Source organism: Streptomyces sp. PSU-S4-23 (assembly GCF_055632315.1).
Genome location: NZ_JBVMUU010000002.1, coordinates 1,193,027 through 1,213,924, shown reverse-complemented (window position 1 = coordinate 1,213,924; position 20,898 = coordinate 1,193,027). Strand labels below are relative to the sequence as shown.

Sequence of the window (20,898 nt, the reverse complement as noted above, 5' to 3'; positions counted from 1 at the left end):
ATGTCGAAGCTCGGCACCCTCGGCGCCCGACTGCACCGCGGCGAGGTCGGCTACGACTTCGTCGGCAACCGCAAGATCTGGTACGGCGTCTCGATCCTGATCACCATCACGGCCATCCTCGGCCTGGCGGTGCGAGGCCTGAACATGGGCATCGAATTCCAGGGAGGCGCCGTCTTCACCACACCGAAGACGAGCGTCTCGGTCGCCCAGGCGGAGAAGTACGCGCAGGACTCGTCCGGTCACGACGCGATCGTGCAGAAGCTCGGCAACAGCACCCTGCGCATCCAGATCGCCGGCATCGACACCGACAAGTCCGACCAGATCAAGACCGCCCTGGCCAAGGACCTGAAGGTCGACGCGGAGTCCATCAACGCCGACCTGGTCGGCCCCAGCTGGGGCGAGCAGATCGCCAACAAGGCATGGCAGGGCCTGGGGATCTTCATGGTCCTCGTCGTGATCTACCTGGCGATCGCCTTCGAGTGGCGCATGGCCCTGGCCGCGCTCGTCGCACTGATCCACGACATCACCATCACCACCGGCATCTACGCCCTCGTCGGCTTCGAGGTCACGCCCGGCACGGTGATCGGTCTGCTGACGATCCTCGGTTACTCGCTCTACGACACGGTCGTCGTCTTCGACAGCCTCAAGGAGCAGACGAAGGACATCACCAAGCAGACCCGCTGGACCTACAGCGACATCGCCAACCGCTCGATCAACAGCACCCTCGTCCGCTCCATCAACACCACGGTGGTCGCGCTGCTGCCCGTCGCGGGCCTGCTGTTCATCGGCGGCGGCTTCCTCGGCGCCGGCATGCTCAACGACATCTCGCTGTCGCTGTTCGTCGGCCTCGCGGCCGGCGCGTACTCGTCGATCTTCATCGCCACCCCGCTCGTCGCCGACCTCAAGGAGCGCGAGCCGCAGATGAAGGCCCTCAGGAAGCGCGTCCTCGCCAAGCGCGCGCAGGCGGCCGCCGAGGGAGAGTTCGCCGACGCGGGGGCCGCCGGCGAGCCGCAGGACGCGGCAGCCGCGGTCGTGGGCCCGCGCGCCGGGGCCGCGCCGCGCGGCCGTGGCCGCGGCCGGGCCACGGGGAAGCGCCGATGACCGACATAGCGGCCCTCCTGCTCAGCCGCATCCGGGACGTGCCCGACCACCCGGAGCCGGGGGTGATGTTCAAGGACATCACCCCGCTGCTCGCCGACCCGGTGGCGTTCACCGCGCTCACCGAGGCACTGGCCGGGCTGACCGTGCGGTACGGCGCCACGAAGATCGTCGGGCTGGAGGCCCGTGGCTTCATCCTCGGTGCCCCGGCCGCCGTCCGCGCGGGCGTCGGCTTCGTCCCCGTACGCAAGGCGGGCAAGCTCCCCGGAGCGACCCTCAGCCAGGCGTACGAGCTGGAGTACGGCTCCGCCGAGATCCAGGTGCACGCCGAGGACCTGACCGGGGCCGACCGAGTGATGGTCGTCGACGACGTCCTCGCCACCGGAGGCACCGCCGAGGCGTCGCTGCGGCTCATCCGCCGGGCGGGCGCCGAGATCGCGGGTGTGTCCGTGCTGATGGAGCTGGGCTTCCTGGGCGGGCGCGCCCGTCTGGAGCCGGCCCTGGACGGCGCCCCGCTGGAGGCGCTGATCCGGGTCTGAGACCCGCGCGGCACCCCGCACGGCGGGGGTGCAGCCGTGGAAGCACACGAAGGCGGGCCCGGAGGAATCCGGGCCCGCCTTCGTGTGTTCTTCTTCCAGAAGGCCGTCTCAGCGGCCTGGGACCCCGCAGCAGCAGCCCGGGATCGCTACCGTGACTCCGCTCCCTGCCCGAAGGAGGGGCTTCCAACCCAAAGGTTGCGGTCCAGCCCGAACCGGTCCCTTGCGGGGCGAAGGGAAAGTACCACAGACCAGGAAGGCGATTCCCCCACCGGCTGAAGCCGCTGGTCCGGATCGCTACCATGGGGTCTCCGGAGCCTGACCGGGGGACCCGGATCGCGCACGAGGAGCCCTCTTGCCAGACGAGGCCCAGCCACTGACCGCCGCCAAGCCCGACGCGACGTCGACGGCCGCGGCCACGCCCGCGCGCAGCACGAAGGACGCCCCGCGCGGGCCGGTCGAGCACGCCCAGTCCGCGCCCGTCGACCACGCGGCCGAGCAGCCGCGCCCCAAGCCGGTCCCCGAGCGTGCCCCGGCGGCCCGCCCGGCGTCCGCCCCTCCCTCCCGCTCCGGCTCCTCCAACCGCGTCCGGGCCCGCCTCGCCCGCCTGGGCGTGCAGCGCGCCAACCCGTACAACCCGGTCCTCGAGCCGCTGCTGCGCATAGTGCGCGGCAACGACCCGAAGATCGACGCCGCCACGCTCCGCCAGATCGAGCGCGCCTACCAGGTCGCCGAGCGCTGGCACCGCGGGCAGAAGCGCAAGAGCGGCGACCCGTACATCACTCACCCGCTCGCGGTGACCACGATCCTCGCCGAGCTGGGCATGGACCCGGCCACCCTCATGGCGGGGCTGCTGCACGACACGGTGGAGGACACCGAGTACGGCCTGGACCAGCTGCGCCGCGACTTCGGTGACACGGTCGCCCTCCTCGTCGACGGCGTCACCAAACTGGACAAGGTCAAGTTCGGCGAGGCCGCGCAGGCCGAGACCGTGCGCAAGATGGTCGTCGCCATGGCGAAGGACCCCCGGGTCCTGGTCATCAAGCTCGCCGACCGCCTGCACAACATGCGCACCATGCGCTACCTCAAGCGCGAGAAGCAGGAGAAGAAGGCGCGCGAGACCCTGGAGATCTACGCGCCGCTCGCCCACCGCCTGGGCATGAACACCATCAAGTGGGAGCTGGAGGACCTCGCCTTCGCGATCCTCTACCCCAAGATGTACGACGAGATCGTGCGCCTGGTCGCCGAGCGGGCCCCCAAGCGCGACGAGTACCTGGCCAAGGTGATCGACGAGGTCCAGGCGGACCTGAGGGCGGCCCGCATCCGGGCCACCGTCACCGGCCGCCCCAAGCACTACTACAGCGTCTACCAGAAGATGATCGTCCGCGGTCGCGACTTCGCGGAGATCTACGACCTGGTGGGCATCCGCGTGCTCGTGGACACCGTCCGCGACTGCTACGCCGCGCTGGGCACGGTCCACGCCCGCTGGAACCCCGTTCCGGGGCGGTTCAAGGACTACATCGCGATGCCCAAGTTCAACATGTACCAGTCGCTGCACACGACGGTGATCGGCCCCAGCGGCAAGCCCGTCGAACTCCAGATCCGCACGTTCGACATGCACCGCCGGGCCGAGTACGGCATCGCCGCGCACTGGAAGTACAAGCAGGAGGCGGTCGCGGGCGCCTCCAAGGTCCGTACGGACGCCCCTCGTTCGAACGCCAAGGACAAGGACGCCGTCAACGACATGGCGTGGCTGCGCCAGTTGCTCGACTGGCAGAAGGAGACCGAGGACCCGAGCGAGTTCCTGGAGTCCCTGCGCTTCGACCTGTCACGCAACGAGGTCTTCGTCTTCACCCCGAAGGGCGACGTCATAGCGCTGCCGGCCGGTGCCACCCCGGTGGACTTCGCGTACGCGGTCCACACCGAGGTCGGCCACCGGACGATAGGGGCCAGGGTCAACGGGCGCCTGGTGCCCCTGGAATCCACCCTGGACAACGGCGACCTGGTCGAGGTCTTCACCTCCAAGGCACCCGGCGCGGGCCCGTCCCGAGACTGGCTCGGCTTCGTGAAGTCGCCGCGCGCCCGCAACAAGATCCGCGCATGGTTCTCCAAGGAGCGGCGCGACGAGGCGATCGAGCACGGCAAGGACGCGATCGCCCGGGCGATGCGCAAGCAGAACCTGCCGATCCAGCGCATCCTCACCGGTGACTCGCTCGTCACGCTCGCCCATGAGATGCGCTACCCCGACATCTCGTCCCTGTACGCGGCGATCGGCGAGGGCCATGTCGCCGCGCAGAACGTCGTGCAGAAGCTGGTGCAGGCGCTCGGCGGCGAGGAGGCCGCCACCGAGGAGATCGACGAGACCGTCCCGCCGGCGCGGGGCCGCGGCCGCAAGCGGCGCACCAGCAGCGACCCCGGCGTGGTCGTCAAGGGCGTCGAGGACGTCTGGGTCAAACTGGCCCGCTGCTGTACGCCCGTCCCCGGCGACCCCATCATCGGCTTCGTCACGCGCGGCAGCGGTGTGTCGGTGCACCGCAGCGACTGTCTCAACGTGGAGTCACTGTCCCGGGAGCCCGAGCGCATCCTGGAGGTGGAGTGGGCGCCGACCCAGTCGTCGGTCTTCCTCGTCGCGATCCAGGTGGAGGCGCTGGACCGCTCGCGTCTGCTCTCGGACGTCACCCGGGTCCTGTCCGACCAGCACGTCAACATCCTCTCGGCCGCCGTCCAGACCTCCCGCGACCGTGTGGCGACCTCCCGCTTCACCTTCGAGATGGGCGACCCCAAACACCTCGGCCATGTGCTGAAGGCGGTGCGCGGTGTGGAGGGCGTGTACGACGTGTACCGGGTGACGTCGGCCCGCCGGCCATAGCCCGGCGGAATCCCGCCCGCAGGCGCACGAAAGGGGCTCCGTACGCGCCGTACGGAGCCCCTTTCGTGCGCCTGGACGGGCCGGCCGTCAGCCGCTGAACTCCTGCAGGCCCTTCAGCGCCTGGTCCAGGAGCGCCTGGCGGCCCTCCAGCTCCTTCTCCAGCTTGTCGGCCTTGGCGTTGTTGCCCGCCGCCCTGGCCTGCTCGATCTGGCCGCTCAGCTTGTCCACGGCCGCCTGCAGCTGACCGGTGAGGCCCTCCGCACGGGCCCGGGCCTCCGGGTTGGTGCGGCGCCACTCGGTCTCCTCGGCCTCCTGGATCGCCCGGTCCACCGTGTGCATCCGGCCCTCGACCCGGGCGCGCGCGTCCCGCGGCACATGGCCGATGGCCTCCCAGCGCTCGTTGATCGAGCGGAAGGCGGCACGGGCGGCCCTGAGGTCCGTGATCGGAAGCAGCTTCTCCGCCTCCTCGGCCAGCTCCTCCTTGAGCTTGAGGTTCTCGGCCTGCTCGGCGTCCCGCTCCGCGAAGACCGAGCTGCGCGCCGCGAAGAACACGTCCTGGGCGCCGCGGAAGCGGTTCCACAGGTCGTCCTCGTACTCGCGCTGGGCGCGGCCGACGGCCTTCCAGTCGGCCATCAGCTCGCGGTAGCGCGCCGCGGTCGGACCCCAGTCCGTGGAACCGGACAGTGCCTCGGCCTCGGCGACCAGCCGCTCCTTGGCCTTGCGGGCCTCCTCGCGCTGGGCGTCGAGCTGCGCGAAGTGCGCCTTGCGGCGCTTGGAGAACGCCGACCGGGCGTGCGAGAAGCGGTGCCACAGCTCGTCGTCCGACTTGCGGTCGAGCCGCGGAAGCCCCTTCCAGGTGTCCACCAGAGCCCGCAGCCGCTCACCGGCGGCCCGCCACTGGTCGGACCTGGCGAGCTCCTCGGCCTCGGCGACCAGCGCCTCCTTGGCCGTCCGCGCCTCGTCCGACTGCCTGGCCCGCTGCGCCTTGCGCTGCTCGCGGCGCGCCTCGACGGTCTCCATGAGCTTGTCCAGGCGGGCCCGCAGCGCGTCCAGGTCGCCGACCGCGTGGTGCGCGTCGACCTGTTCCCGCAGATGGTCGACCGCGGCCTGGGCGTCCTTCGCCGACAGGTCGGTGGTCTGGACTCGCTTCTCGAGGAGGCCGATCTCGACAACCAGGCCCTCGTACTTGCGCTCGAAGTAGGCCAGCGCCTCCTCAGGGGAGCCGGCCTGCCAGGAACCGACGACCTTCTCGCCGTCGGCCGTCCGCACGTACACGGTCCCCGTCTCGTCGACGCGGCCCCACGGGTCGCTGCTCACAGCGCCTCCTCCACATGATGCCTGCTGGGCTCCAGCGCCCCGGGCATCGTCCACAGTTTCGTCACCGCCAACATAGGCGACCGGCGGGGCGGCTGTCCGCATCCCGCGCGACCGAAATTCCGCAGTTGACGGTCAGGATTTCGTCACGCTCGCCTTGTTGATCACGACAGTTGCATTCGGCGCGCCGTCGCCCGCGCCCGTGTTCTCGCCGGCCGCCGCGATCTTCTTCAGCACCTTCATACCGCCCGCGTCGATGGTGCCGAACGGTGTGTAGCTGGGCGGCAACTGACTGTCCTGGTACACGAGGAAGAACTGGCTGCCGCCGGTGTGCTTCTGCCCCGTGTTCGCCATGGCGACCGTGCCCGCCGGGTACACGTTCCCCTTCAGGCTCTTGTCCTTCAGATTCTCGTCCGGAATGGTGTAGCCGGGGCCGCCGCTGCCGAGCCCCTTCGGGTCGCCGCACTGCAGCACGTAGATGCCGTTGGTGGTGAGCCGGTGGCACTTGGTGTGATCGAAGAAGCCCTGGCCCGCGAGGAAGTCGAACGAGTTCACGGTGTGCGGGGCCGCCGCCGTCTTCAGCGCGATGTCGATCTCACCGCACGTGGTCGCGAGCTTCATCGTGTACTTCGCCGACGTGTCGATCGTCATCGCCGGCTCCTTCTTCCAGCTCAGCGACTTGACCTTGCCCTCGGCGGGCTTCTGGCACGGGTCCGGGGCCTTGCTGGTCGCCGCGGCACTCGGGGACGCCTCGGACCCCGCGTTCGCCTTCTTGTCGTCGTTCTTGAAGGCGCCCGCCACGTACGACACGGCACCGCCCACGAGGACCACGCCGAGGACCGACGCGATCACGGAGTTGCGCAGGCGCGCCTTGCGCCGTGCTTCCGTTCGCCGCTGCTGCTGCCGCAAGAACTTCTCCCGGGCGAGCTGTCGCCGCCGCTGTTCCTGGGTGACCACGGGGTTTTCTCCTCATGCGTCTCGTCCGCCGACCGGTACGCGTGCGTCTGGTGTGACGACTGCCTGCGCGTGCCCCGTACCGTATATGGGTTCGCTGAGGAATCGGCAGCGCCGGTAGGCTCTGACCCACAGCGAGCCACCGCCGTACGACACACCGAAGGACGATCGTGCTGATTGCCGGCTTCCCCGCCGGGGCCTGGGGGACCAACTGCTACCTCCTCGCCCCCGCCGCGGGCGAGGAGTGCGTGATCATCGACCCGGGCCATCAGGCCGCCCAGGGAGTCGAGGACGCGCTCAGGAAACACCGGCTCAAGCCCGTCGCGGTGGTCCTCACCCACGGGCACATCGACCACGTGGCCTCGGTCGTCCCGGTGTGCGGCGCGCACGACGTACCCGCGTGGATCCACCCCCGGGACCGCTTCATGATGAGCGACCCCGAGAAGGCGCTCGGGCGTTCCATCGGGATGCCGCTGATGGGGGAGCTGACCGTGGGGGAGCCGGATGACGTCAGGGAGCTGACCGACGGTGCGCGACTGGAGCTGGCCGGCCTGGAGCTGCGCGTCGCGCACGCGCCCGGCCATACCAAGGGGTCGGTGACCTTCCGGCTGCCCGAGACCGAGGACATCCCCTCGGTCTTCTTCTCGGGCGACCTGCTGTTCGCCGGCTCCGTCGGACGCACCGACCTGCCCGGCGGTGACACGGCCGAGATGCTCGACTCGCTGGCCCGCGTGTGCCTGCCGCTCGACGACTCGACCGTGGTGCTGTCCGGCCACGGTCCCCAGACGACCATCGGCCAGGAGCGCGCCACCAACCCGTATCTGCGGCAGGTGGCCGCCGGCCAGGGAGCCGAGCCCGCTCCCCGACGAGGAATGTGACGAGAGACCTTCCGTGAGCACCTTCAAGGCACCCAAGGGCACCTACGACCTGATCCCGCCGGAGTCCGCCAAGTACCTCGCCGTGCGCGAGGCGATCGCGGCCCCGCTGCGCACCTCCGGCTACGGCTACATCGAGACCCCCGGCTTCGAGAACGTCGAGCTGTTCGCCCGCGGCGTGGGCGAGTCCACGGACATCGTGACGAAGGAGATGTACGCCTTCGAGACGAAGGGCGGCGACAGGCTCGCCCTGCGGCCCGAGGGCACCGCCTCCGTGCTGCGCGCCGCGCTGGAGGCCAACCTCCACAAGGCGGGCAACCTGCCGGTCAAACTCTGGTACTCCGGCTCGTACTACCGCTACGAGCGCCCGCAGAAGGGCCGCTACCGGCACTTCTCGCAGGTGGGCGCCGAGGCCATCGGCGCGGAGGACCCGGCCCTCGACGCCGAGCTGATCATCCTCGCGGACCAGGCGTACCGGTCCCTGGGCCTGAGGAACTTCAGGATCCTGCTGAACAGCCTCGGCGACAAGGAGTGCCGCCCGGTCTACCGGGCCGCGCTGCAGGACTTCCTGAGGGGCCTCGACCTGGACGAGGACACGCGCCACCGCGTCGACATCAACCCGCTGCGGGTGCTGGACGACAAGCGGGAGTCGGTCCAGAAGCAGCTGACGGGAGCCCCGCTGCTGCGCGACTACCTGTGCGACGCCTGCAAGGCGTACCACGAGGAGGTCCGCGAGCTGATCACCGCGGCGGGCGTGGCCTTCGAGGACGACCCGAAGCTGGTGCGCGGCCTGGACTACTACACGCGGACCACCTTCGAGTTCGTCCACGACGGCCTGGGCTCCCAGTCCGCGGTGGGCGGCGGCGGCCGTTACGACGGCCTCTCGGAGATGATCGGCGGCCCCTCGCTGCCCTCGGTGGGCTGGGCGCTGGGCGTCGACCGCACGGTGCTGGCCCTGGAGGCCGAGGGCGTGGAGCTCGAACTGCCCGCCGGCACCAGTGTGTTCGCGGTCCCGCTGGGCGAGGAGGCCCGTCGCGTCCTGTTCGCCAAGGTCACCGAGTTGCGCAAGGTGGGCATCGCGGCGGACTTCTCCTACGGCTCCAAGAGCCTCAAGGGCGCCATGAAGAGCGCGAACCGCAGCGGGGCCCGCTACACCGTCGTGGCCGGCGAGCGCGACCTCGCCGAGGGCGTCGTCCAGCTCAAGGACATGGAGTCCGGGGAGCAGTCGGCGATCGGGGTGAACGAGATCGTGGCGGAGCTGGAGGCGAGGCTCGGCTGACGCCGTCAGGCGCAGGCGGGCCCCGGGTGCCGCACCCGGGGCCCGCCCCGTCGGACGGACGGTCCGTGGCGCATCGTCCTCGTGACCGTCCGCGTCGCGTCGTCGTGCGCGGGCGCGGATCCGTCATCCGTCGCGCCGGTCCTTCCACCGGAAGGTCAGCAGACACAGCACCAGTCCTCCGGCGCACCACGCGCCGAGCACCAGCGCGACCCGCCCGAACTCCCAGCTCCCCGTCTGCTCCAGGACCTTCGCCGACTCCGGCAGGAACACCCCGCGCAACCCCTGGCACATCCACTTCAGCGGGAACAGCGCGCCGAGGTCGAGCATCCAGCCGGGGACGGAGCCGACCGGGATGTAGACGCCCGAGATGAACTGCAGCACCAGGAACGGCAGGATCACCACGGAGGAGGCGCTCCTGCCGGACCTCGGGAGCGAACTGATCGCGATGCCGAGCAGCGCGCAGGCCGTCAGGCCCAGGAGGAAGATCCAGCCGAGGGCGAGCCACCGCCCGGCGGCCGAGGGCAGATCGAGGTCGTACAGCGTGGTGCCGGCCAGGAGCAGGATCGCCGTCTCCAGCACCCCGGTGACCAGAACGAGCCAGATCTTCCCCAGGAAGTACGCCGCCGGCGGCATCGGCGTGCCGCGCAGCCGGCGCAGCACCTTCTCGTCCCGCTCGATCGCGATCGAGATGCCCAGCGACTGGAAGCTGGTCGACATGATGCCCGCCGCCGTCATCGCGGGCACGTACAGCTGCGAGGCGGTGATGCCGGCGCCCCGCACCTCGTCCCCGAAGATCGACGCGAAGAGGAACAGGAAGACGACCGGGAAGGCGAAGGTGAACACCACCTGGTCGCGCCCGCGGAAGAACTGCCTGATCTCCAGGGCGCCCCGCGACAGCCCCAGCGTCCAGGCGCCGGGAAGACGCTCCGCGGCGGACCCGGTCCGCACCCCCGTGACCGCGTCGGTCATCGCGCGTCCTCCTGCCCGGTGAGGCGCAGATAGACGTCCTCCAAGGTGGGGCGGGTGATCCTGAGGCCCGGGATCTCCCCGTCGAAGCGGCGCGTGAGCTCGGCGACCGTCCGGGTCGGCGTCGCGGTGCGCTCGCCGCGCGGGCTGCCGTCCGCCTCCGTCCACTCGACGGTGGCCTCGCTGCCGAAGCGGTCCCGCAGCGTCGCCGGGGTGCCCTCGGCGGCCACCCGGCCCCCGGCGACCACGGCCAGCCGGTGCGCCAGCGCCTCCGCCTCCTCCAGGTAGTGCGTGGTGAGCAGGATGGTCGTGCCCTCCCCGGACAGGGCGCGGATCAGCTCCCAGAACCGGCGCCGGGCGGCGGGGTCGAAGCCGGTCGTCGGCTCGTCCAGGAGCAGGAGCTCGGGGTCGCCGATCACGCCGAGCGCCACGTCCAGGCGGCGGCGCTGGCCGCCCGAGAGCGCCTTGATCCGGCTGTCCGCCTTCGCCTCCAGGCCCACCAGCCCGATGACCTCCTCCGGGTCGCGCGGCCGGGGGTAGTAGCGGGCGAAATGCCGTACCGTCTCGCGGACCGTCAACTCCGCGGGCGCCGATTCGTCCTGCCAGACGATCCCCACTTTCGAGCGCCACGCGCGCGTGCCACGCGCCGGGTCCACCCCGAGCACGGACACCTCGCCCGCGTCCCGGTCGCGGTTGCCCTGGAGTATCTCCACGGTGGTCGTCTTGCCCGCGCCGTTGGGGCCGAGCAGGCCGAACACCTCGCCCCGCCGGATCCCGAGATCGATTCCGTCGACCGCGGTCACGTCCCCGTACCGCTTGCGCAGCCCCCGTACGTTCACCGCGAGTCCGTTCGCGTGTGTGGTCATACCGAACAGCCTCGGCCGGAATCGAACGCTCCGGGAGCACCGTGCGTACCTCCTTGTGTCCATCGAGCGGTGGACACTCGTCCTCGTGCGGCACAATGGCGGCGAGCCAGGTTCCTCTCCCGAGCATCGGAAGCGGCGTGATGAGCAAGACGACGGTCAAGGACGTCCCCACCGGGTCCACCGAGCCGGAGCGCACGGACTCGCCCCGCACCGCGGGCGGCAGTCGTGCCTTCGCGCTGCTGCTGGTGATCACGGGTGCGGCCGGTCTGCTCGCCGCCTGGGTGATCACGATCGACAAGATCAAGATCCTCGAGGGCAAGGTGAGCGGGAAGACGTTCACCCCCGGCTGCAGCATCAACCCGATCGTGTCCTGCGGCAGCGTCATGGAGAGCAAGCAGGCGTCCGTCTTCGGGTTCCCCAACCCGATGCTCGGCCTCGTCGCCTACGGCATCGTCATCGCCGTCGGCATGAGCCTGCTCACCCGCGTCCGCTTCCCGCGCTGGTACTGGCTGACCTTCAACGCCGGCACCCTCTTCGGCGTGGGCTTCTGCACCTGGCTGCAGTTCCAGTCGCTGTACCGGATCAACGCGCTGTGCCTGTGGTGCTCGCTGGCCTGGGTCGCGACGCTCACCATGTTCTGGTACGTGACCTCGTTCAACGTCCGCAACGACTTCCTGCCCGCCCCGCGTCCGGTGAAGAACTTCCTCGCCGAGTTCACCTGGGTCCTTCCGGTCACGCACACCGGCGTCATCGCCATGCTGATCCTGACCCGGTGGGGCGACAAGCTCTGGGCCTGACCGGCCCCGGCGGCGTTGTCAGCGGGGTGACATAGGGTTTTGGGCGTGGAGCCCGACCTGTTCACCGCAGCCGCAGAAGAACGCCAGGAGAAGGACCCGGCCGGCAGCCCCCTGGCGGTCCGCATGCGCCCGCGCACCCTCGACGAGGTGGTGGGCCAGCAGCACCTGCTCAAGCCGGGATCGCCGCTGCGGAGACTGGTCGGCGAGGGCGGCGGCGGGCCCGCGGGTCCCTCCTCGGTCATCCTCTGGGGCCCGCCCGGCACCGGCAAGACGACGCTGGCGTACGTCGTCTCGAAGGCCACGAACAAGCGCTTCGTCGAGCTGTCGGCGATCACCGCGGGCGTCAAGGAGGTCCGCGCGGTCATCGACGGCGCCCGCCGCGCCAGCGGCGGCTTCGGCAGGGAGACCGTCCTCTTCCTCGACGAGATCCACCGCTTCAGCAAGGCCCAGCAGGACTCCCTGCTCCCGGCCGTCGAGAACCGCTGGGTGACGCTGATCGCGGCGACCACGGAGAATCCGTACTTCTCGGTGATCTCCCCGCTGCTGTCCCGCTCGCTGCTGCTCACCCTCGAACCGCTCACGGACGACGACGTGCGCGGCCTGCTGCGCCGGGCCCTGACCGACGAGCGGGGACTGCGGGGCGCCCTCGCGCTCCCCGAGGACACCGAGGACCATCTGCTGCGCATCGCCGGCGGCGACGCCCGGCGCGCCCTCACCGCCCTGGAGGCCGCGGCCGGGGCCGCGCTCGACAAGGGCGAGCCGGAGATCGGCCTGACGACCCTGGAGGAGACCGTCGACCGCGCGGCGGTGACGTACGACCGCGGCGGCGACCAGCACTACGACGTGGCGAGTGCCCTGATCAAGTCGATCCGCGGCTCGGACGTGGACGCCGCGCTGCACTACCTGGCCCGGATGATCGAGGCCGGCGAGGACCCCCGGTTCATCGCCCGCCGTCTGATGATCTCCGCCAGCGAGGACATCGGCCTCGCCGATCCCAACGCGCTGCCGATCGCCGTCGCCGCCGCCCAGGCCGTCGCGATGATCGGCTTCCCGGAGGCCGCGCTGACCCTCAGCCACGCCACCATCGCCCTCGCCCTGGCCCCCAAGTCCAACTCGGCGACCACGGCGATCGGCGCCGCCATGGAGGACGTCCGCAAGGGACTGGCCGGCCCGGTGCCCCCGCACCTGCGCGACGGGCACTACAAGGGCGCCGCCAAGCTCGGCCACGCGCAGGGGTATGTGTATCCGCACGACCTTCCCGAGGGCATCGCCGCCCAGCAGTACGCCCCGGACGCGCTCAAGGACCGCACGTACTACCGGCCGACCCGCCACGGCGCCGAGACGCGGTACGCGGACGCGGTGGAATGGACCCGCAAGCACCTCGGGCGGAAGCAGTCCTAGCCACCCTGTAGAATTGAGCGAAGCGCTGCGTCCCGTGCCCGGCACCTCGACAAGAGGCGGCCGGCACCACCAGAGCGGGACATCCAGCCGGAACCCCGTCGCCGTACGGCACGGGGATCCAGGAGCGTCGCGCACCGTCGAACGGTGTCGCGGGCAGCCCACCACCTCCCCGGCAGCCCCGGGACGGGTCGGTGGGCCACTCGCGTGCTGCACGTATGTGCCCAGACCAGGGGAGCGGCTGCCCGGCAGGTCCCCCGCGGACCCGCAGGGTTTCCCCGGCTGCGGATGCGACCTCCCCTAACCCTGGTGAAGCCGGTTACAGACAGAAACACGAGGTGTTCGGTTCATGGCGAACCAGTCCCGCCCCAAGGTCAAGAAGTCGCGTGCCCTCGGTATCGCGCTGACCCCGAAGGCCGTCAAGTACTTCGAGGCCCGCCCCTACCCGCCGGGCGAGCACGGCCGCGGCCGCAAGCAGAACTCGGACTACAAGGTCCGTCTGCTGGAGAAGCAGCGCCTGCGCGCGCAGTACGACATCTCCGAGCGCCAGCTGGTGCGCGCCTACGAGCGTGCCTCCAAGGTGCAGGGCAAGACCGGTGAGGCGCTGATCGTCGAGCTCGAGCGGCGTCTCGACGCGCTGGTCCTGCGTTCGGGCATCGCCCGCACGATCTACCAGGCCCGTCAGATGGTCGTGCACGGCCACATCGAGGTCAACGGCCAGAAGGTCGACAAGCCGTCGTTCCGTGTCCGTCCCGACGACGTCGTGATGGTCCGCGAGCGCAGCCGTGACAAGACGCTCTTCCAGATCGCCCGCGAGGGTGGCTTCGCCCCCGACGGCGAGACCCCGCGCTACCTCCAGGTGAACCTCAAGGCCCTGGCGTTCCGCCTGGACCGCGAGCCCAACCGCAAGGAAGTCCCGGTGATCTGCGACGAGCAGCTCGTCGTCGAGTACTACGCCCGCTGATCGCTCTCATCGGACGCAGTACTCCCAGCACGCCGGCCCGCCGGCTCCCCGCCCTCCCGGGCGGGCGAGCCGGCGGGCCGGCGCGTGTACGGGCCCGTCCGCCCGGCCGGCGAACCGGCCAGCGCGTGCACGGAACGCGGCGGGCGTGTGCGGCCCCCACCGGAGCTTCCCCTGACTCCACTGCGCGCGGCTCCTAATCCGGTACGGACCGGCCGCCCCGGCGCGATAGGCTCGGGAGACGACTTTTCGACGTTCAGGCACGTTCTAGGGGAGCGGGTGCACACGGTGTCCGGTGGAGAGGTGGCCGGGATCCTGGTGGCCGTCTTCTGGGCGATCCTGGTCTCCTTCCTCGCCGTCGCGCTGGCGAGGCTGGCCCAGACGCTCAAGGCGACCACGAAGCTGGTGGCGGACGTGACCGAACAGGCCGTGCCGCTGCTGGCGGACGCCTCCACCGCGGTGCGCTCGGCGCAGACCCAGATAGACCGGGTCGACGCGATCGCGTCGGACGTCCAGGAGGTCACGTCGAACGCCTCGGCGCTGTCGACGACCGTCGCGTCCACCTTCGGCGGCCCCCTGGTCAAGGTCGCGGCGTTCGGCTACGGCGTGCGCCGGGCGATCGCCGGCCGTCGAGAGAACGTGCCCGCCAAGGCGCCCCGGCGTACCGTGATCGTGGGCCGCACCGTCCCGTCTCCGCGACGGGGGAAGCGGAACACCCGGGAAAAGAGAGACTGACCGAGCGATGTTCCGCCGTACGTTCTGGTTCACCACGGGCGTCGCCGCCGGGGTGTGGGCCACCACCAAGGTCAACCGCAGGCTGAAGCAGCTGACCCCCGAGAGCCTCGCCGCGCAGGCGGCGGACAAGGCGCTCGCCGCGGGCCACCGGCTCAAGGACCGCGCCGCGGACTTCGCGTTCGACGTCCGCGCGGGCATGCTCCAGCGGGAGGCCGAACTGGGCGAGGCACTGGGCCTGGACGCGCCCGTCGACCAGCTCCCCGCCCCCCGGCGGCGCCCCGCCATCGAGAACCGCAACAGCCCGAAGTGCGTCGAGGACTCGACGCACTCGTACAACCGGAATGAGGACCACTGATGGAGTCGGCCGAGATCCGCCGCCGCTGGCTGAGCTTCTTCGAGGAGCGCGGTCACACCGTCGTCCCTTCGGCGTCGCTCATCGCGGACGACCCGACTCTGCTCCTCGTCCCGGCCGGCATGGTGCCCTTCAAGCCCTACTTCCTGGGTGAGGTCAGGCCGCCGTTCCCGCGCGCCACCAGCGTCCAGAAGTGCGTGCGCACGCCCGACATCGAAGAGGTCGGCAAGACCACGCGGCACGGCACCTTCTTCCAGATGTGCGGCAACTTCTCCTTCGGCGACTACTTCAAGGAAGGCGCCATCAAGCTCGCCTGGGAGCTGCTCACCGCCCCCCAGGACAAGGGCGGTTACGGCCTGGAGCCCGAGCGCCTGTGGATCACCGTCTACAAGGACGACGACGAGGCCGAGCAGATCTGGCGTGACGTCGTCGGTGTGCCGGCCGAGCGCATCCAGCGGCTGGGCATGAAGGACAACTTCTGGTCCATGGGCGTGCCCGGCCCCTGCGGCCCCTGCTCCGAGATCAACTACGACCGCGGCCCCGAGTTCGGCGTCGAGGGCGGCCCCGCCGTCAACGACGAGCGGTACGTGGAGATCTGGAACCTCGTCTTCATGCAGTACGAGCGCGGCGAGGGCACCGGCAAGGAGGACTTCGAGATCCTCGGCGACCTGCCGAACAAGAACATCGACACCGGTCTCGGCCTGGAGCGGCTCGCCATGATTCTGCAGGGCGTGCAGAACATGTACGAGATCGACACCTCCATGGCCGTGATCAAGAAGGCCACCGAGCTGACCGGCGTCTCCTACGGCGACGCCCACGACTCGGACGTCTCCCTGCGCGTGGTCACCGACCACATGCGCACCGCCACCATGCTCATCGGCGACGGTGTGACCCCCGGCAACGAGGGCCGCGGCTACGTCCTGCGCCGCATCATGCGCCGCGCCATCCGCAACATGCGCCTCCTCGGCGCCACCGGCCCGGTCGTCGAGGAACTGATCGACACCGTGATCGCGATGATGGGCCTGCAGTACCCCGAGCTCGTCACCGACCGCGAGCGCATCGAGAAGGTCGCCCTGGCCGAGGAGGCCGCCTTCCTCAAGACGCTGAAGGCCGGCACCAACATCCTCGACTCCGCCGTGAGCGAGACCAAGGCCGCCGGCGGTGCGGTGCTGCCCGGCGACAAGGCGTTCCTGCTCCACGACACCTGGGGCTTCCCGATCGACCTCACCCTGGAGATGGCCGCCGAGCAGGGCCTGTCCGTGGACGAGGAGGGCTTCCGCCGCCTGATGAAGGAGCAGCGGGAGCGCGCCAAGGCCGACGCCCAGGCCAAGAAGACCGGCCACGCCGACCTCGGCGCCTACCGCGAGATCGCCGACAGCGCCGGTGAGACCGACTTCATCGGCTACACCGACACCGAGGGCGAGTCCACGGTCGTCGGCATCCTCGTGGACGGCGCCTCCTCCCCGGCCGCCACCGAGGGCGACGTGGTGGAGATCGTCCTGGACCGCACCCCGTTCTACGCCGAGGGCGGCGGCCAGATCGGCGACACCGGCCGCATCAGGGTGGACTCCGGTGCCGTCATCGAGGTCCGCGACACCCAGAAGCCGGTCCCGGGCGTCTACGTCCACAAGGGCGTCGTCCAGGTCGGCGAGGTCACCGTGGGCGCCAAGGCCCACGCCTCGATCGACGCCCGCCGCCGCAAGGCCATCGCCCGCGCCCACTCGGCCACCCACCTCACCCACCAGGCGCTGCGCGACGCCCTCGGCCCCACGGCCGCCCAGGCCGGCTCCGAGAACCAGCCCGGCCGCTTCCGCTTCGACTTCGGCTCCCCGTCCGCGGTCCCGCACTCGGTGATGACCGACGTCGAGCAGAAGATCAACGAGGTGCTGGCCCGCGACCTGGACGTGCGTGCCGACGTCATGGGGATCGACGAGGCCAAGAAGCAGGGCGCCATCGCCGAGTTCGGCGAGAAGTACGGCGCGCGGGTCCGGGTCGTCACGATCGGCGACTTCTCCAAGGAGCTGTGCGGCGGCACGCATGTGCACAACACCGCCCAGCTGGGCCTGGTGAAGCTGCTCGGCGAGTCCTCGATCGGCTCCGGTGTACGGCGCATCGAGGCCCTGGTCGGCGTCGACGCCTACACCTTCCTCGCCCGTGAGCACACGGTCGTCAACCAGCTCACCGAGCTGCTCAAGGGCCGCCCGGAGGAGCTGCCGGAGAAGGTCGCGGGCATGCTCGGCAAGCTGAAGGACGCCGAGAAGGAGATCGAGAAGTTCCGCGCCGAGAAGGTGCTGCAGGCCGCCGCCGGGCTGGCCGAGTCCGCCAAGGACGTCCGTGGTGTCGCCGTGGTCACCGGCCGGGTGCCGGACGGCACCACCGCCGACGACCTGCGCAGGCTGGTCCTGGACGTGCGCGGCCGCATCCAGGGCGGCCGGGCCGCCGTGGTCGCCCTGTTCGCCGTCACGAGCGGCAAGCCGCTGACGGTCATCGCCACCAACGAGTCCGCCCGCGAGCGCGGTCTGAAGGCCGGCGACCTCGTCCGCGCGGCCGCGAAGACCCTCGGCGGCGGCGGTGGCGGCAAGCCGGACGTCGCCCAGGGCGGCGGCCAGAACCCGGCCGCCGTCGGCGACGCGGTGGACGCCGTCGAGCGCCTGGTCGCCGAGAGCGCCCGGTAGGAACGAGCGGGAGACGGTCACGAGCATGAGAAGAGGACGCCGGCTCGCCATCGACGTCGGCGACGCCCGCATCGGGGTCGCCTCCTGCGACCCCGACGGGATCCTCGCCACCCCGGTGGAGACGGTGCCGGGGCGGGACGTTCCGGCTGCTCACCGCCGGTTGAAGCAGCTCGTCGAGGAGTACGAGCCGATCGAGATCGTCGTCGGCCTCCCCCGCTCCCTCTCGGGGGGCGAGGGCCCCGCGGCGGCCAAGGTCCGCGGCTTCGCCCGGGAACTGGCGCGTTTGGCGGCGCCCGTTCCGGTCAGGCTCGTGGACGAGCGGATGACCACGGTGACGGCCGGTCAGGGACTGCGCGCCTCGGGCGTGAAGGCCAAGAAGGGCCGGTCCGTCATCGACCAGGCCGCCGCCGTCGTCATCCTGCAGCAGGCCCTGGAATCCGAACGGGTGTCAGGGAAATCTCCCGGCGAGGGCGTCGAAGTGGTCATCTGATCGCGATACGGTAACGTTCCGCGCGATGCGATGGTGTTCGAACAGCCACCGCACAGCAAAGAGGCGGACCGGGAGCCGGGCCAGACACGCCGCGTGACCGCCGCCTCGCGGCTCTAGGGGATCGATGACTGAGTATGGCCGGGGCCCAGGCTCCGCACCGTGGCATCCGGAGGACCCGTTGTACGGGGACGTCGGATGGGGAGGGCAGCAGGCCGATGTGGCCCCGTCCCCCTACGGGGGCCAGCCGCAGCAGCAGTATCCCCAGCAGCCGCAGCAGCACAACGGTGACTGGGAAGGCGCCCACCAGGGCGTGTACGGCCAGGGTCAGCAGGACTACCAGCAGTACGCCGGCCAGGGCGGGCAGCAGTACGCGGGCCAGGGCGGGCAGCAGTACCCGCAGGGCCAGGGCGGGCCGCAGTACCCGCAGCAGGGCGGACCGCACTACGGCGGTCAGCCGCAGCAGGAGTACGGCAACGGCGGCTGGGACGGCGGAGGGCAGCATGTCCCCTATCCCGCCGACCCGGTGGACCCGTACGGCGCCCAGCCGGGCGCCTACGCCGGCGGACAGCCCGACTTCTACCAGACGCCCGACGCGTATCCCCCGCCCGAGCCGCCGCACCGGCGGCGCGCCGAGCCGGAGCCCGAGACCGACTGGGACCCCGGCCCCGACGAGGGCGAACACGCCTTCTTCGCGGGCGGCGACGACGATGACGACGCCGACGACGACGAACCGGACGGCCGCCCGGCCCGCGGCGAGCGGCGGGGGCGCGGCGGCAAGGGCAAGAAGAACCGCAGCGGCGTCGCCTGCCTGGTGGTCGTCCTGGTCTTCGTCGGAGGCGTCGGCGGGGTCGGATACCTCGGTTACCAGTTCTACCAAAATCGTTTCGGCCCGGCGCCCGACTACGCGGGCGACGGCAACGGCGAGCAGGTGACCGTCACCATTCCGAGGGGCTCCGGCGGCTACGCCATCGGCCAGGTGCTGAAACAGGCCGGTGTCGTCAAGAGCGTCGACGCGTTCGTCGCGGCGCAGGAGCAGAACCCCAACGGCAAGAGCATCCAGGCGGGCACGTACACGCTGAACAAGCACATGTCGGCGGCCGCCGCGGTGCAGTTGATGCTCAGCCCGAAGAGCAAGAACAACCTGATCATCGCCGAGGGCTGGCGCAACTCCAAGATCTACACGGCGATCGACGAGCGTCTGAAGCTCAAGTCGGGCACCACCCGGGACGTCGCCCGGAAGGAGTGGAAGACCTTCGGCCTGCCCGACTGGGCCAACGGCGGCAAGGACGTCAAGGACCCGCTGGAAGGGTTCCTGTACCCGTCCAGCTATCCGGTCGCCAAGGGCATGAAGCCGGAGGACGTCCTCAAGCAGATGGTCGACACGGCCAAGGAGAAGTACGCCGAGTTCGGCATCCAGGACAAGGCGGAGAGCCTCAACCTGCGCAGCCCGCTGCAGGTCCTGACGGTCGCGAGCCTCGTCCAGGCCGAGGGCAAGTACAAGCACGACTTCGAGAAGGTCGCGACGGTCGTCTACAACCGGCTCAAGCCCGACAACACCGAGACCTACGGCCTGCTCGACTTCGACTCGACGGTGAACTACCTGCGCGGCCAGTCCAAGCTGGCGACGGGTTCCGTCAGCGCGCTGCGGCAGATCAACGACCCGTACAACACGTACAAGATCAAGGGACTGCCCCCCGGGCCGATCGACAACCCCGGAGAGGTGGCCATCAAGGCCGCCCTCAACCCGGCCGAGGGAAACTGGTACTACTTCGTCTCGGTCAGCGAGAACGAGACGCTCTTCGCGGAGACCAACGAGGAGCAGAACCGCAACCGCGAGAAGTACCTCGAAGAGCAGAAGAAGGGTCAATGACGGGCACCGTCAGCAAGCGCCGGGCCGCCGTCCTCGGCTCCCCGATCGCCCACTCCCTCTCCCCGGTGCTGCACCGCGCCGCCTATGACGAGCTGGGGCTGACGGACTGGTCCTACGACCGGTTCGAGATCGACGAGGAGGCGCTGCCCGGGTTCGTCGAGAAGCTCGGGCCCGAGTGGGCCGGGCTGTCCCTGACCATGCCGCTCAAACGGGCCGTCATCCCGCTGCTCGACTCGGTCAGCGACACGGCGGTCTCGGTGCAGGCCGTGAACACCGTCGTGTTCACCGACGACGGGCGGCGCGTCGGTGACAACACCGACATCCCGGGGATGGTCGCCGCACTGCGCGAGCGCGGCATCGAGGAGGTCGCCTCCGCCGCGGTCCTCGGCGCGGGCGCCACCGCGTCCTCCGCGCTGGCCGCCCTGGCCCGGATCTGCACCGGCGAGGTCGTCGCCTACGTCCGCAGTGAGGCGCGGGCCGCCGAGATGCGGCAGTGGGGCGAGCGGCTCGGCGTCGGCGTCCGCACCGCGGACTGGGCGGACGCGGACCGGGCGCTGCGTGCCCCACTGGTCGTGGCCACCACACCGGCCGGGACCACGGACGCGCTGGCCGCCGCCGTCCCGGAGCATCCGGCGACCCTGTTCGACGTGCTGTACGACCCCTGGCCCACCGCGCTCGCCGCCCGGTGGAGCGCGTCCGGCGGTGCCGTCGTCAGCGGCATGGACCTGCTCGTGCACCAGGCCGTGCTGCAGGTCGAGCAGATGACGGGCCGCTCCCCGGCCCCCCTGGACGCCATGCGCAGGGCCGGCGAGAAGGCCCTGTCGGAGCGCTGACGTCCGGCCTCCGCGTCCGCTTGATGGACC

At 70.7% G+C, this 20,898-nt stretch carries 18 protein-coding genes; 14 read left to right on the top strand and 4 right to left on the bottom strand.

Annotation, left to right across the window (positions count from 1 at the left end; translation table 11 throughout):
• The 3 genes from secF (at position 1) to ACZ79I_RS06325 (ending at position 4,503) form a co-directional block, all read left to right on the top strand.
• Complete coding sequence (gene secF / locus ACZ79I_RS06335; RefSeq protein WP_471494911.1) at positions 1 to 1,101, top strand: protein translocase subunit SecF; 1,101 nt, start codon at positions 1 to 3, stop codon at positions 1,099 to 1,101.
• Complete coding sequence (locus ACZ79I_RS06330; RefSeq protein WP_471494909.1) at positions 1,098 to 1,637, top strand: adenine phosphoribosyltransferase; 540 nt, start codon at positions 1,098 to 1,100, stop codon at positions 1,635 to 1,637. Before secF ends, ACZ79I_RS06330 begins: the two co-directional genes overlap by 4 nt.
• 352 nt (positions 1,638 to 1,989) lie before the next feature.
• Positions 1,990 to 4,503 (top strand): RelA/SpoT family protein, encoded by a 2,514-nt coding sequence (locus ACZ79I_RS06325; protein WP_471494907.1) that lies wholly within the window; start codon positions 1,990 to 1,992, stop codon positions 4,501 to 4,503.
• Positions 4,504 to 4,590: 87 nt separating this feature from the next.
• On the opposite strand, the gene ACZ79I_RS06320 is transcribed toward ACZ79I_RS06325, so the two are convergent.
• Positions 4,591 to 5,820, bottom strand: a complete 1,230-nt coding sequence (locus tag ACZ79I_RS06320) for a DUF349 domain-containing protein (protein WP_471494905.1) — start codon at positions 5,818 to 5,820, stop codon at positions 4,591 to 4,593.
• A gap of 132 nt (positions 5,821 to 5,952) precedes the next feature.
• Positions 5,953 to 6,774, bottom strand: coding sequence for a peptidylprolyl isomerase (locus tag ACZ79I_RS06315; protein ID WP_471494903.1), 822 nt, complete (start codon positions 6,772 to 6,774; stop codon positions 5,953 to 5,955).
• A 167-nt stretch (positions 6,775 to 6,941) separates the two neighbouring features.
• Here ACZ79I_RS06315 and ACZ79I_RS06310 point away from each other — a divergent pair, with 167 nt between their 5' ends.
• A complete protein-coding gene (locus ACZ79I_RS06310; protein WP_471494901.1) occupies positions 6,942 to 7,649 on the top strand; it encodes an MBL fold metallo-hydrolase in 708 nt (235 codons plus the stop codon).
• A gap of 13 nt (positions 7,650 to 7,662) precedes the next feature.
• A complete protein-coding gene (gene hisS / locus ACZ79I_RS06305) occupies positions 7,663 to 8,925 on the top strand; it encodes a histidine--tRNA ligase (protein WP_471494899.1) in 1,263 nt (420 codons plus the stop codon).
• Between the two features lie 123 nt (positions 8,926 to 9,048).
• Here hisS and ACZ79I_RS06300 read toward each other — a convergent pair whose 3' ends face one another.
• Positions 9,049 to 9,894, bottom strand: a complete 846-nt coding sequence (locus tag ACZ79I_RS06300; protein WP_471494897.1) for an ABC transporter permease — start codon at positions 9,892 to 9,894, stop codon at positions 9,049 to 9,051.
• Positions 9,891 to 10,757: an ABC transporter ATP-binding protein gene (locus ACZ79I_RS06295; protein WP_471494895.1), complete on the bottom strand. Its 867-nt coding sequence runs from the start codon at positions 10,755 to 10,757 to the stop codon at positions 9,891 to 9,893. The genes ACZ79I_RS06300 and ACZ79I_RS06295 overlap by 4 nt, the downstream gene beginning before the upstream one ends.
• Positions 10,758 to 10,897: 140 nt before the next feature.
• Between ACZ79I_RS06295 and ACZ79I_RS06290 the strand changes: the two genes are divergently transcribed.
• The 9 genes from ACZ79I_RS06290 (at position 10,898) to ACZ79I_RS06250 (ending at position 20,868) form a co-directional block, all read left to right on the top strand.
• Positions 10,898 to 11,554, top strand: a complete 657-nt coding sequence (locus ACZ79I_RS06290; RefSeq protein WP_471494893.1) for a vitamin K epoxide reductase family protein — start codon at positions 10,898 to 10,900, stop codon at positions 11,552 to 11,554.
• A gap of 45 nt (positions 11,555 to 11,599) precedes the next feature.
• Positions 11,600 to 12,955 carry a replication-associated recombination protein A gene (locus tag ACZ79I_RS06285; protein WP_471494891.1) on the top strand — a complete coding sequence of 452 codons (1,356 nt, stop codon included), beginning with the start codon at positions 11,600 to 11,602 and terminating at the stop codon, positions 12,953 to 12,955.
• Between the two features lie 346 nt (positions 12,956 to 13,301).
• The gene (rpsD, locus tag ACZ79I_RS06280; protein ID WP_471494889.1) at positions 13,302 to 13,916 is read left to right on the top strand and encodes a 30S ribosomal protein S4; all 615 of its coding nucleotides are present in this window, start codon (positions 13,302 to 13,304) and stop codon (positions 13,914 to 13,916) included.
• Positions 13,917 to 14,192: 276 nt separating this feature from the next.
• Complete coding sequence (locus ACZ79I_RS06275; RefSeq protein ID WP_471494887.1) at positions 14,193 to 14,648, top strand: DUF948 domain-containing protein; 456 nt, start codon at positions 14,193 to 14,195, stop codon at positions 14,646 to 14,648.
• Positions 14,649 to 14,655: 7 nt separating this feature from the next.
• On the top strand, positions 14,656 to 15,003 hold the full coding sequence (locus ACZ79I_RS06270; RefSeq protein ID WP_471494885.1) for a hypothetical protein: 348 nt from the start codon (positions 14,656 to 14,658) through the stop codon (positions 15,001 to 15,003).
• Positions 15,003 to 17,675 (top strand): alanine--tRNA ligase, encoded by a 2,673-nt coding sequence (gene alaS, locus ACZ79I_RS06265; RefSeq protein WP_471494883.1) that lies wholly within the window; start codon positions 15,003 to 15,005, stop codon positions 17,673 to 17,675. The genes ACZ79I_RS06270 and alaS overlap by 1 nt, the downstream gene beginning before the upstream one ends.
• A 25-nt stretch (positions 17,676 to 17,700) precedes the next feature.
• Complete coding sequence (ruvX, locus tag ACZ79I_RS06260) at positions 17,701 to 18,165, top strand: Holliday junction resolvase RuvX (RefSeq protein ID WP_471494881.1); 465 nt, start codon at positions 17,701 to 17,703, stop codon at positions 18,163 to 18,165.
• Positions 18,166 to 18,289: 124 nt separating this feature from the next.
• Positions 18,290 to 20,035 carry an endolytic transglycosylase MltG gene (mltG, locus tag ACZ79I_RS06255; RefSeq protein WP_471494879.1) on the top strand — a complete coding sequence of 582 codons (1,746 nt, stop codon included), beginning with the start codon at positions 18,290 to 18,292 and terminating at the stop codon, positions 20,033 to 20,035.
• Entirely contained in the window at positions 20,032 to 20,868 is an 837-nt protein-coding gene (locus ACZ79I_RS06250; protein ID WP_471494878.1) for a shikimate dehydrogenase, read from the top strand. Before mltG ends, ACZ79I_RS06250 begins: the two co-directional genes overlap by 4 nt.
• The last annotated feature ends 30 nt before the right edge of the window (positions 20,869 to 20,898 follow it).